General features: G+C 59.6%; 14 protein-coding genes. 12 read left to right on the forward strand and 2 right to left on the reverse strand.

All coding sequences use genetic code 11. The features are described from left to right. Positions 1-279: 279 nt before the first annotated feature. On the forward strand, positions 280-1,221 hold the full coding sequence (locus ACR0KL_RS17050) for a lipid A-modifier LpxR family protein (protein ID WP_480777306.1): 942 nt from the start codon (positions 280-282) through the stop codon (positions 1,219-1,221). Between the two features lie 36 nt (positions 1,222-1,257). Here the strand turns inward: ACR0KL_RS17050 and rpe are convergent, their stop codons facing one another. Next, positions 1,258-1,947 (reverse strand): ribulose-phosphate 3-epimerase, encoded by a 690-nt coding sequence (gene rpe, locus ACR0KL_RS17055; RefSeq protein ID WP_480777307.1) that lies wholly within the window; start codon positions 1,945-1,947, stop codon positions 1,258-1,260. 169 nt (positions 1,948-2,116) lie between these two features. Here rpe and phnC point away from each other — a divergent pair, with 169 nt between their 5' ends. From phnC to ACR0KL_RS17080, 5 genes are all read left to right on the forward strand, one after another. Continuing rightward, positions 2,117-2,938 carry a phosphonate ABC transporter ATP-binding protein gene (gene phnC, locus ACR0KL_RS17060; RefSeq protein ID WP_170676729.1) on the forward strand — a complete coding sequence of 274 codons (822 nt, stop codon included), beginning with the start codon at positions 2,117-2,119 and terminating at the stop codon, positions 2,936-2,938. 67 nt (positions 2,939-3,005) lie between these two features. Continuing rightward, the gene (gene phnD, locus ACR0KL_RS17065; RefSeq protein ID WP_480777308.1) at positions 3,006-3,908 is read left to right on the forward strand and encodes a phosphonate ABC transporter substrate-binding protein; all 903 of its coding nucleotides are present in this window, start codon (positions 3,006-3,008) and stop codon (positions 3,906-3,908) included. A gap of 66 nt (positions 3,909-3,974) precedes the next feature. Then, complete coding sequence (gene phnE, locus ACR0KL_RS17070) at positions 3,975-4,856, forward strand: phosphonate ABC transporter, permease protein PhnE (protein WP_170676733.1); 882 nt, start codon at positions 3,975-3,977, stop codon at positions 4,854-4,856. Beyond that, positions 4,853-6,211 (forward strand): phosphonate ABC transporter, permease protein PhnE, encoded by a 1,359-nt coding sequence (gene phnE / locus ACR0KL_RS17075; RefSeq protein WP_170676736.1) that lies wholly within the window; start codon positions 4,853-4,855, stop codon positions 6,209-6,211. Before phnE (ACR0KL_RS17070) ends, phnE (ACR0KL_RS17075) begins: the two co-directional genes overlap by 4 nt. A gap of 16 nt (positions 6,212-6,227) precedes the next feature. Further along, entirely contained in the window at positions 6,228-6,842 is a 615-nt protein-coding gene (locus tag ACR0KL_RS17080; protein ID WP_170676738.1) for an LbetaH domain-containing protein, read from the forward strand. A 140-nt stretch (positions 6,843-6,982) separates the two neighbouring features. Here the strand turns inward: ACR0KL_RS17080 and phnF are convergent, their stop codons facing one another. Next, entirely contained in the window at positions 6,983-7,693 is a 711-nt protein-coding gene (gene phnF / locus ACR0KL_RS17085) for a phosphonate metabolism transcriptional regulator PhnF (RefSeq protein WP_170676740.1), read from the reverse strand. A 103-nt stretch (positions 7,694-7,796) separates the two neighbouring features. Between phnF and phnG the strand changes: the two genes are divergently transcribed. From phnG to phnK, 6 genes are read left to right on the forward strand one after another with little or no spacing between them, the layout of a single operon-like run. Continuing rightward, on the forward strand, positions 7,797-8,255 hold the full coding sequence (phnG, locus tag ACR0KL_RS17090) for a phosphonate C-P lyase system protein PhnG (RefSeq protein WP_480554671.1): 459 nt from the start codon (positions 7,797-7,799) through the stop codon (positions 8,253-8,255). Next, the gene (gene phnH, locus ACR0KL_RS17095; RefSeq protein ID WP_170676742.1) at positions 8,255-8,830 is read left to right on the forward strand and encodes a phosphonate C-P lyase system protein PhnH; all 576 of its coding nucleotides are present in this window, start codon (positions 8,255-8,257) and stop codon (positions 8,828-8,830) included. The genes phnG and phnH overlap by 1 nt, the downstream gene beginning before the upstream one ends. A 3-nt stretch (positions 8,831-8,833) precedes the next feature. Beyond that, on the forward strand, positions 8,834-9,925 hold the full coding sequence (locus ACR0KL_RS17100; protein ID WP_170676744.1) for a carbon-phosphorus lyase complex subunit PhnI: 1,092 nt from the start codon (positions 8,834-8,836) through the stop codon (positions 9,923-9,925). Further along, positions 9,922-10,518: an HAD family hydrolase gene (locus ACR0KL_RS17105; RefSeq protein WP_170676746.1), complete on the forward strand. Its 597-nt coding sequence runs from the start codon at positions 9,922-9,924 to the stop codon at positions 10,516-10,518. Before ACR0KL_RS17100 ends, ACR0KL_RS17105 begins: the two co-directional genes overlap by 4 nt. Continuing rightward, positions 10,515-11,375: an alpha-D-ribose 1-methylphosphonate 5-phosphate C-P-lyase PhnJ gene (locus tag ACR0KL_RS17110; protein ID WP_170676748.1), complete on the forward strand. Its 861-nt coding sequence runs from the start codon at positions 10,515-10,517 to the stop codon at positions 11,373-11,375. The genes ACR0KL_RS17105 and ACR0KL_RS17110 overlap by 4 nt, the downstream gene beginning before the upstream one ends. Continuing rightward, positions 11,372-12,142 carry a phosphonate C-P lyase system protein PhnK gene (gene phnK, locus ACR0KL_RS17115; RefSeq protein ID WP_170676750.1) on the forward strand — a complete coding sequence of 257 codons (771 nt, stop codon included), beginning with the start codon at positions 11,372-11,374 and terminating at the stop codon, positions 12,140-12,142. Before ACR0KL_RS17110 ends, phnK begins: the two co-directional genes overlap by 4 nt. Positions 12,143-12,146: the final 4 nt, after the last annotated feature.

Below are 12,146 nucleotides of genomic sequence, written 5' to 3' on the forward strand. Positions count from 1 at the left end.
CGAAGGCGGCCGCACCGTCGGCGCCGGCGTTGTGTCGAAAATCACTGAATAAGTCGCGTAAGCGAATGATCAGACGGAAAGGGCGTCCCTCGGGACGCCCTTTTTTTTGTTGCAGCTATGATCTGGATGTCTCTCAAGGTGTCTGAGATGTTGCCTTTTGGCCGCGACTCACTGCACTCACGCATGAAAATATTGTTGAAATCAAAACCTTTTCTTACGGTCCTTGAAAACGTATCGCGCCTGATGAACGGCTGAGCGTGAAGAGGGAAGGGGACGGCAATGAAGATATTCTGGGCACTTATCTTCATCTGTGTTCCGCAGTTTCTGCTCGCGCAATCCTTGTCTCCCACGCCCCAACAAACAGAGCCAGCAAAGCGAGAGCTGATCGGGTTCGGTTGGATGTTCACGGATGATCTGATTGGTGATGATCACGACCGTTGGCAGACATCGTCTCTGAACCTGTCGTGGATTCTGGCGCGGGGCTGGAGCGAGGAACTGCCAGAAACCTTTGGGGACGTGATCGAGATTCGGGCGTACACGCAGATGATATCTCCCGAGGATCTGGTTACGCCAAACCCGCAGGACAGACAGTATGCCGGGATCCTGTCGCTTGGTGCGTATACGCATTTTCAAAGACATAGTGCGCAGTTCACTGTTGGCGCTGAATTGGTGGCCGTAGGGCCGCGAACGGGCGTGGACAGCCTGCAGACCGAATTTCACAAGCTGATCGGAAGCACGCCACCGTCGCGGGCGGTCCTGGATGAGCAGATTTCCAATGATTTTTATCCCACCGTAGTCGCGGAAATCGGGCGAGAGTGGGATTGGGGCCGAAACACGCGCCTCCGCCCGTTTGCCTCTGTGCGGGCCGGAGACGAGACTCTCGCTCGCGTTGGAGTGGATGTGACCTTTGGACAAGTGGGACGGTCAGAGCTACTGATCCGCGACAAGATCACTGGTCAGCGCTATCGCTCCATGCGGACAGGACCAAAGGGTGTCAGCGGTGTGTTCGGGTTTGATGCAGCCTACGTGGACGACAGCGCATATATCCCGAATTCCGGGGCGGTCAGCCTTAAGCATGAACGGTATCGCGCGCGCCTTGGTCTGAACTGGGAGGCCAAATACGGAACTCTGTTTTACGGCGCGACGTATCTTAGCGAAGAATTCAACCAACAACCTGAAGGACAGGTTGTTGGATCATTGAGTTTCAAGGTCTCGTTCTGACCTTGTGTTGCTGTGAAACAGCGGCGGCCAGTAGCATTATTTCAATGTAGATTCCGCGGCCGCCCGAACCGAAGCGATATTCGCACCATAGACGTCAGGTTGGTCAACCGACCCGCCTTTGAACACGGCCGATCCCGCGACCAGCACATCCGCGCCTGCTGCTGCGACCAGCGAGGCTGTGTTTGGGTCAACACCGCCGTCAATCTCGATATGCACCGGGCGGTCTCCGATCATCTGGCGGAGCTTGCGGACCTTGCTGGTCATGTCGATGAACTTTTGGCCTCCGAAGCCCGGGTTCACGGTCATGACGCAGACCAGATCGGCGAGGTCCAGCAGATGCTCGACCGCCTCGGCAGGGGTGCCCGGGTTCAGGGCAACACCGGCCTTCATGCCTGCGGCGCGGATGGCTTGCAGGGTGCGGTGTGTATGTGGACCGGCCTCGACATGGGCAGTCAGTATGTCGGCACCCGCATCGGCATAGGCCTGGATATAGGGATCGACCGGCGTGATCATCAGATGCACATCCATCACCGTTTTCACATGGGGGCGGAACGCTTTGACCGCCGGAGGGCCGAAGGTCAGGTTTGGCACGAAATGGCCGTCCATGACATCAACGTGGACCCAATCGGCACCCTGGGCCTCGATGGCCTGAATTTCGGCTCCGAAATTGGCGAAATCGGCGGACAGGATCGACGGAGCGATCTTGATGGAACGGTCAAAGCTCATAGCGGGCCTCATGCAGGAAACTGGGGTTGCGGGCGCGTATAACGGGGAATGAGCCTAAAGGGTAGGCCCTATGGTACGGGCTGCGGTGTTTACAAAACTTTCACTGAACCGACACATATCCGTTGAGTGCAATCCGTAGCTACCCGCCAACACGAATTGGGGGTGGCACGTGCTGCACATCAAAAAACTGACCAAACGTTTCGGCGAGAATGTGGCGGTGGATACCGCAACGCTGGACGTGGACAAGCCCTGCATGATCGGCATCATCGGTCGCTCGGGCGCGGGGAAATCGACGCTGTTGCGCATGATCAACCGGCTGACGGATGCCAGTGATGGCGAGATCCTGTTCCAAGGCCGCGACGTGACGCAGTTGAAGGGTCGCGACAAGCGCGCTTGGCAGGCCGATTGTGCGATGATCTTCCAGCAGTTCAACCTCGTGCCCCGTCTGGACGTGGTGTCGAACGTGCTTCACGGGACGCTGAACCGCCACTCGACCCTGGCTACGATGTTCAATCTGTTCCCGATGGATGAGGTCCACCGCGCTATCGACATCCTAGATCGTCTGGGCATCGCGGAACATGCGCCCAAGAGGGCCGAGGCGCTTTCGGGTGGTCAACAGCAGCGCGTTGCCATTGCCCGCGCCCTGATGCAGAACCCCAAGATCATTCTTGCCGATGAACCGATTGCCTCGCTGGACCCGATGAATGCTCAGGTGGTGATGCAGACCCTGCGCCGCATCCACGAAGAGGACAGCCGCACTGTCATCGCCAACCTGCACACGCTGGATACTGCGCGCCGCTATTGCGACCGCGTGGTGGGTATGCGCGACGGGCGTATCGTCTTTGACGGTCTGCCCGAACAACTGACCACAGGTGTCGCCCGCGAGATCTATGGCGCCGATGCCAGCTTCTCGGAAGAGGCAACCTCGACCGAGATCGAAACCCTCGACGCCACACAAAAGGCCCTGATGGAAGCCGAAGCGACCGTCTGAGCCACCCCAAACCCTTTCATCGCCCGGCCCGATGAGAGGTCGGGAACATCAAACTGGAGAGAGACAGATGAAAAAACTAGTTGCTGCCCTTGTTGCGACCACTGCCATGGCCGCGCCTGCAATGGCTCAGGAAATTTCCGAGCTGCGTATCGGCATTCTGGGCGGTGAGAACGCTCAGGACCGTCTGAACAACAACGAATGCCTGCGCGTCTACACCGAAGAGGCTCTGGGCGTTCCAGCCAAGCTGTTTGCCCCTGCCGACTATAACGGTGTGATCCAGGGCCTGCTGGGCGGCACCATCGACGTCGCCTGGCTGGGCGCGTCGGGCTACGCGAAAACCTACCTGTCCGACCCCGAAGCGGTTGAGCCGGTTCTGGTCAAGGTCAACACCGATGGCGGCTACGGCTATCACTCGATCGGTTTTGCCCGCAAAGACAGCGGCATCACCTCGTTGGAAGACATGAAAGGCAAGACCTTTGGCTTCGGCGATCCCAATTCGACCTCGGGCTACCTGATCCCGTCGATCGAAATCCCTGCGGCCACCGGTGCGACCATGGATCCGGGCGACTATTTCGGTGAAGTGAAGTTCACCGGCGGTCACGAGCAGACCATCGTTGCAGTGAACAACGGGGACGTTGATGGCGGTGTGACCTGGGCCGATGGTCTGGGCGAATGGGAAGACGGCTACCAGTCGGGTGCCCTGCGCCGTGCCGTTGATGCCGGTCTGATCGACATGAACGATCTGGTGCAGATTTGGAAATCCGAGCCGATCCCGGAAGGCCCAGTTGTTGTCCGCAAGGCCCTGCCCGCCGACGTCAAAGCCAAAGTGACCGAGCTGTGGGACACCCTGTCGGAGAAAGACCGCGATTGCTTCTACGGTGTGGCTGCGGGCGAAGCCAAAAGCTTTGATCCGATCACCCACGACGCCTACGAAATCATCATCGAAGCACGCAAGCTGAAGTCCAACTAAGCCTGTCTCTTCTATTCGCGGGGTCCGGTGTTTTGCCGGACCCCGTTTTCCACTCAGGAGCATTCCATGACAGACCTTTCGGCAGGGTCCTATAGCGTCGATCAGATCCGCGACGACTATACCGCGATGACGCGGCGCAAACGGGTATATGGTGGTATCCTCCTGATCCTGTTCGTTGCTCTGATGGCAGCGGGCTTCCGCACGGCGGATGAGCGCAACGCGGGCAGTTTCATTGACGGTTGGCACAGGATTCTGGACTACCCGTCCGAGGTTCTGTCCGAGGCGTGGGAAAAGATCGCCGAGATGCCGGCCAATCTGGTCGAATTCTTCCCGGCCCTGATCGAGACGATCAACATTGCCGCCGCCTCGACCCTGATTGGGACGATTGCGGGTACGTTTCTGGCCCTGATGGCGACACGGGGTATGGCGCTCTGGCCCTCGTTGATCCCGCTGTTCCGCCGGATCTCGGATATCTGTCGCGCGATCCCAGAGATCGTGATTGCTCTGGTTCTGATCTTCATTCTGGGTGGCGGGCCGGTGCCCGCGATGATCGCCATTGCCATCCACACGGCTGGCGCTTTGGGCAAGCTGTTCTCTGAGGTGAATGAAAACGCCTCTCTCAAACCTGTTGAAGGTTTGCAGTCCGTCGGGGCGAATTGGTCCCAGCGCATGTATCTGGGCGTGATCCCTCAGGTCGGCCCGAACTATGTCAGCTACGCTCTGCTGCGGTTCGAGATCAACATCCGCGCCTCAGCCATCCTCGGTTTTGTCGGTGCCGGAGGTCTGGGCTATGAGTTGCGCAACGCCATGTCCTGGGGGCAGGGGCGCTATGATGAGGCCGCGGCCATCTTCATCCTTCTCTTCGTCACTATTGTGGTCGTTGACCAGATTTCTGGCTATCTGCGCGACCGTCTGACCCACGGGTCGGAAAAAGGAGCCTCGGCATGAGTACCTTTGCCACCGATCTGTCGATTGATGACCTGAAGGCCGAAGCGGACCGCCTGTTCAGCCGTAAACGCATCGTGAATTTCGGGTTGCCGGGGCTGGTTGCCCTCTACCTGATCTACGTCTTCTTCGCCTTTGACGTTCCGGGATTGACCGAACGGGCCAACTGGGAAAACGGCAAGACGCTGGTGGCGGACAGCTACAGCTACAAGACGCATATTGAACGCGATAACCGCACTGGCGAGGTCTCCGCCGCGATCGAAGGTGAGCGGAAAGGGAGCTATCCCGATGGCACAGCACCCGATTGGGTCGCGCTGGGTGAGACCACGGTGATCGATCTGGAAGACGGCCATGTGGTGCGTTTCGGGCCTGAGACAGTCGAATACGACATCCCAGGCTACGGCACAGTACGCGCAACCCCCAGCCGGTCGGCCGGTGTGCAGGCCGAACTTCCTGCCGGAGAAGTTCCGGACTGGATCAATGTTTCCAAGAACCGTCTGGCCATCAAAACTGATGCAGGCCGTCTGACCGTCACCCGCAACCGGTCCGAGGTGTTCCGTTACTTCACCGGGTGGGAGCTGTTCTGGTTCACGCTCGACAGCCCCTACTACGGCAAGTCCTTCCCCGAGCTTGTGAGCCTTGCGGCATCTGGTGAGGCGGGCGCGATCCTGAATGACTTCTGGACCAACAAGATGTGGCGGCATCAGGACGTGGCCTGGGCGATCTTCGAGACGATCCTGATGGCGTTCCTCGGCACGCTGGGCGCGGGCATGATTGCACTGCCTTTGGCCTTCCTCGCGACGCGGAACTTCAATCCGCTGCGCTCGGTCCGCTTTGCAACGCGGCGCGTGTTTGATTTTGTACGCGGCGTGGATGCGTTGATTTGGACTGTTGTTCTGGCGCGGGCTTTTGGTCCCGGTCCGTTGACAGGGGCACTGGCGATTCTGGTCACGGATACTGGAACCTTCGGGAAGATCTTCTCGGAGGCGCTGGAGAATGTCGACAACAAGCAGATCGAAGGCGTCCAGTCGACCGGGGCAAACGCGCCGCAACGCTATCGCTTTGGGGTGATCCCGCAGATCACTCCGGTTCTGCTAAGCCAGCTTTTGTACTTCCTTGAATCCAACACCCGCAGCGCGACCGTGATTGGTGCGATCACTGGTGGCGGGATTGGTCTGTTGCTGACGCAGGCGATCATCACGCAGAAAGACTGGGAAGAGGTCGCCTATTACATCGTTCTTATCATTCTAATGGTGATGCTGATGGATTGGTTCTCGGGCTGGTTGCGCAAGCGTCTGATTCAGGGCGAGGCCGGCAAAAAGCGCAAGCCGCGCGGTGCGGCCAAGCTGCAATCCTGAGCGTATGGGGAATACGATGACGCGTCTGCGCTCTGATCAGCCTTTCATTCACCCGGATTGCCAAATCTCGGGCAGCAGCTTTGGCGCCTATGTTGAGATCGGCGCGGGGACGCGGGTCGCCAATTCGCGGTTCGGAGACTACTCCTATTGCGACCGAACCTGTGACATAGCCAATGCCGAGATCGGCAAATTCGCCAATATCGCCAGCTTCACCCGGATCGGCGCGACGGACCATCCGATGGAGAAAGCCTCCTTGCATCATTTCCTGTATCGCTCAGCGGATTATTGGGAGGACGCGGAAGACGATGCAGAGTGGTTTGCCCATCGTGCCGGGCGACAAGCGTCGATTGGCCATGACACTTGGATCGGCCACGCGGCGATCATCAAGCCCGAGGTGAAGATCGGGCACGGGGCGGTTGTAGCGTCCGGTGCGATCGTGACCAAGGATGTCGCCCCCTACACGATCGTTGCCGGGGTAACCGCGCAACCGATCCGGCGGCGCTTTTCCGAGCAGGTGTCGGAGAGGCTACTGGCTCTGGCCTGGTGGGATTGGAGCCACGACAGATTGCGCGACGTGCTGCCGGATTTCCGCGCATTGCACATTGAGGCGTTTCTGGAGAAATACGCGTAACCCTCCCGCGTCCGCATGTGCATCGGCTACGCCGATACCCGTTGGCGGTCTTAGGCCCAGCGCCGCGCTTTGCGCGGCGCGACCCCCAACAGGATGAGGCCTTCGACAGGAGGCTGAAGACGGGCGGGAGCACCCCCGGATCAGGTCTCGTGCAGCGTCAGGGTTACGCGCTCACCGGCGAAAACGGTTTTTCCATACTCGACCGGTTGCCCATCTGGGGCCGCATTGATCCCAAGCGAATGCAGGATCGGCGCGCCTTCGTTGAGGTTCAGGTGCAACGCTTGCGTCGCCGTGGCCGCGCGGGCCGTTAGCCGTGTGGATGTCCGTATGAAATCCTCGATACCGCAGAGTTGAAGCGCCTTGGTGACGGATTGGGTTTCGGTCAAGTGGGTGAGGATTTCAGGCAGTCTGAGCGCCGGAAAGACGCTTTGAAACAGCGCGATGGGTTGACCATCCGCCAAAGACAAGCCGTCATAAACATGAACTGGATCGCCGGGCTGCAAAGCCAGTGCTTCGGCTTCGGCCTCATCCGCAGCGCGGGTGGTCAGAGACAGGATGCGCTTGCCCGGTATCTTGCCGCTGGCGGAAATGCTCTTGTGATATCGAACTCGTTTGCCAATCGGATAATCCGTTGGCCGCGCGGTGACAAAGACACCGGCCCCGCGGCGAGGCTGAACCAACCCCTGCTCCGAAAGCTCGGCCAGCGCGCGCCGGACCGTATGGCGATTGACGCCGTGGGTGGCCGCGAGTTGCGCCTCGGTCGGCAGCCGGTCGCCCGTGCCAAAGCGCCCCTCGGCGATATCCGAGGTCAGGCTGAGTGCGATGCTTTTCCAGATCGGTGTTTTGCTCATGTCATCAAAACTTCATGGTCTCATGGATTGCCTGACAGGCGTATGCAGGTTAATATTTGTCTAGTTGTATAGTTCGAGTAGACAACCGCGACAAGGGCTTTCGATGACAGAACAGATGAAAAGCAACGGGATCACGCGTCAGGAGTGGATGGGCCTGCTGGCCCGCGCCCCCGAGGACGCGATGATGCCGCTTTGGGACAGGGTGGCGTATCATCCATCGTTCAAATGGCTGCGCAGCCCCGAGATTGGCGGAGTGATGGTGCGCGGTCGAGCGGGCGCCATTGGCGCGCCGTTCAATCTGGGTGAAATGACGGTCACGCGCTGCTCGTTGGCTTTGGAGGATGGCACTGTAGGGCATGGCTATGTCCAGGGCCGTTCCAAGTCCAAGGCTGAGGCCGCCGCACTGATTGATGCTCTGATGCAGACCGAGGCAGCGGATCGTCTGACCGAACTGGTGATCACTCCGCTCAAGACCCAAATGCAGGATACCCGCAAGGCGCGTGCGGCAAAAGCGGCGGCCACCAAGGTTGAGTTCTTCACGCTGGTCCGAGGAGAGGACTGATGAACGCACAACCGCATTTTTCAGGCGGATTTCAGGACGCCCCGCGTGATGCTGCGCACGCGTTTCGGGCCGCGATGACCGTGATGGCGCGACCCGGAGAAATCAGAACGCTAGTCGGGGCGGAACCTCCGGCACCGCTATCGGTTGCGGCAGGTACTCTGCTGCTGACTCTGTGCGATGCGGATGCAGGGGTTTATCTGGCGGGCGCGGCAGATACGCCGGACATGCGTCAATGGCTCGGGTTTCATACAGGTGCTCCAATCGTCGAGGCGTCGAAAGCGGATTTCGCCGTGGGCCGCTGGCCTGAACTGATGCCTTTGAACGACTACAGGATCGGCACGTCCGAATATCCCGACCGCTCGGCCACTTTGATTGTTGAGAGTGATGCACTCGCGCCTAAGGGCGCGGTTCTGAGCGGGCCTGGGATCAAGACCACGGCACGTCTGTCGCTGCCGGATATCGCGGCGCTGCAGGGCAATGCGATGCTCTATCCGTTGGGCTGTGACTTCTTCTTCACCTGCGGGGATCAGGTCGCAGCCTTGCCGCGTAGCACGCAGATTCAGGCCGAGGGGTAACCGATGTATGTAGCCGTCAAAGGTGGTGAAAAGGCCATCAAAAACGCCCATGCCTGGCTGGCTGAGGAGCGTCGGGGCGATACCGACATCACCGATCTGAGTATCGCGCAAATCCGCGAACAGCTGAGCCTTGCCGTCAATCGGGTTATGGCCGAGGGTTCACTGTACGACCCGGACCTCGCGGCGCTGGCGATCAAGCAGGCGCGCGGGGATCTGATCGAGGCGATCTTTCTGATCCGCGCCTATCGCACCACGCTGCCCCGGTTTGGCTATTCCAATCCGGTCAAGACGGGGGATATGGCCTGCGACCGTCGCGTCTCGGCCACGTTCAAGGACGCGCCGGGGGGGCAGGTGCTGGGGCCGACCTTCGACTACACCCACCGCCTACTGGATTTTAAACTGGCCGCCGATGGTGAAATTGCCCCCGCGCCCGAAGGCGACGCCCGGCAAGAACCGACACCGCATATCACCAGCTTCCTCAAGGGTGAGGGCGTTATTCAGGACGAGCCGCTCAGCGAGGACGCACCGGGCGACATGACCCGGGAGCCGATGGAGTTTCCGTCGAACCGCCCTTTGCGTTTGCAGGCTCTGACCCGCGGGGATGAGGGGTTCGTTCTCGGCATGGCCTACTCAACCCAGCGCGGCTACGCCCGTAACCACGCTTTTGTCGGCGAATTGCGGATCGGTAAAGTGGCGGTCGAGATGGACATCCCCGAGCTTGGTTTCGCCATTGAGATCGGTGAGGTCGAGCTGACCGAATGTGAAACCGTCAACCAGTTTCAGGGTTCCAAGACCGAACCGCCGCAGTTCACCCGTGGCTATGGTCTGGTCTTTGGGCAGTCCGAGCGCAAAGCGATCTCGATGGCTCTAGTCGACCGGGCATTGCGGTGGAAAGAGCTGGGCGAAGACTATCTGGGGGCTGCCGCGCAGGATGAGGAATTCGTCCTCAGCCATGCGGATAATATTCAGGCCACCGGGTTCCTCGAACACATCAAGCTGCCGCATTACGTGGATTTCCAATCGGAACTGGAACTCGTGCGCAAGCTGCGCCGAGAGGCGGAAGAACGCATAGCACCCAAGGAGGCTGCAGAATGAAAGCGGTGGTTTTTGATATCGGTGGCGTGCTTGTCGATTGGCAGCCGCATCTGGCCTGGGTCGAGGCGCTGGGGTCGGAAGACGCCGCACACGCCTTCATCAAAAGGACAGATTTCCTAGCGCGCAACGCGCGGGGCGACAATGGAGAGCGTTTCGCCGATATGGCGCAGGAGCTTTCGGACCCGCGCGATCAGGAGCTGTTCGCAGCCTATGTCGACCTCTACGCCCGCACGGTCGAGACACCGATCCACGGCACATGGGACGTTCTGGACCGCCTGAAGACGCAAGGCACGCCGGTCCACGCCATCACCAATTGGTCGGCGGAAACATGGCCCGAGGGACTGAAGGTTCAACCACGGCTGGGCGAGGTCTTTGGCACGCTGGTCGTGTCGGGCCAGGAGGGCGTGATGAAACCCGACGCGCGGATTTTCGAAATCCTGTGCGAACGTTCCGGCCACGCGCCCGAAGACTGCGTGTTCATCGACGACGGCCTGCACAATGTCAAAGGTGCACAGGCAGTGGGCATGGACGCCATTCACTTCACCTCGCCACAGGCTTTGGATGCCGCGTTGACTGAAAGAGGCTTGCTATGACCGAGTACAACTTCGCCTATCTGGATGAGCAGACCAAGCGGATGATCCGCCGGGCGATCCTCAAAGCGTTGGCGGTTCCGGGCTATCAGGTGCCTTTCGCTAGCCGCGAGATGCCGATGCCCTATGGGTGGGGCACTGGCGGTGTTCAGGTCTCGGCGGCAACGCTAACGCCCGACGATACGTTCAAGGTGATTGATCAGGGTGCGGATGACACGACCAATGCGGTATCGATCCGCAAGTTCTTTGAGAACACTGCCTGTGTTGCGACTACCGAAGAGACCGAGAAGGCCACCGTCATCCAGACCCGCCACCGCATCCCCGAGGCAAAGCTGACCGAGGATCAGATCCTTGTCTATCAGGTCCCGATCCCTGAGCCTCTGCGCTTTCTCGAACCACGCGAGACAGAAACGCGAAAGATGCACAGCCTTGAGGAGTACGGGCTGATGCATGTGAAGCTTTACGAAGATATCAGCCAACACGGTGCGATTTCGACCTCATACGCTTATCCGGTCAAAGTGTCGGATCGCTATGTGATGGACCCGTCGCCGATTCCGAAATTCGACAACCCGAAGCTGGAGATGGACGCGATCCAACTATTTGGCGCGGGGCGCGAACAGCGGATCTACGCGGTGCCACCCCATACCAAGGTCGTCAGCCTCGATTTTGAGGACTACCCGTTTGAGGCCTCCAAAGCCGATCACCCCTGCGACATGTGCGGGGCCGAGGACAGCTATCTGGACGAAGTCATCATGGATGACGCGGGCAATCGGATGTTTGTCTGCTCGGACACGGATTACTGCCGGTCGCGCCGTGAAGCGGGCCACCAAGGCCCCATGACCAGAGAGGACGCGGCATGACCCCGCTATTGCAAGTCAAGGACATCGAAAAAAGCTACGGTGCCCGGATCGGATGTACGGATGTAAGTTTTGATCTCTATCCCGGTGAGGTGATGGGGATCGTCGGCGAAAGCGGGTCGGGCAAATCGACGTTGCTGAATTGCCTGGCGGGTCATCTTGAACCCGATGTAGGGCAGGTGATCTTTGACACCCGTGCTGACGGTCCTGTCGATACGGTCACCATGTCCGAGCCCGAGAGGCGGATGCTGAGCCGCACGGATTGGGCCTTTGTCCATCAACACGCTCGCGACGGCTTGCGCATGTCGGTCAGTGCGGGCGGCAATATTGGCGAGCGTCTGATGGCCGTTGGCGATCGCCACTACGGTGACATTCGCGACAAGGCGATCGACTGGTTGGGCCGGGTTGAGATCAGCGAGGTTCGGGTCGATGATCGCCCCACTGCGTTCTCGGGAGGGATGCAGCAGCGCCTGCAGATCGCGCGTAATCTGGTGACAGGGCCTCGGCTTGTATTCATGGATGAACCGACCGGAGGGCTGGATGTTTCGGTTCAGGCGCGGCTTCTGGATCTGTTGCGCGGTTTGGTGCGAGAGATGGGTCTGAGCGCGATTATCGTCACCCACGATCTGGCCGTTGTGCGCCTGCTGGCGGATCGGTTGATGGTGATGAAAGACGGGCATGTCGTCGAAACCGGCCTGACCGATCAGGTGCTGGACGATCCGCAACATGCGTATACGCAGCTGCTCGTGTCCAGCGTTCTGCAGGTTTGAGAAT

It is taken from the genome of Ruegeria sp. C8 (assembly GCF_056537565.1).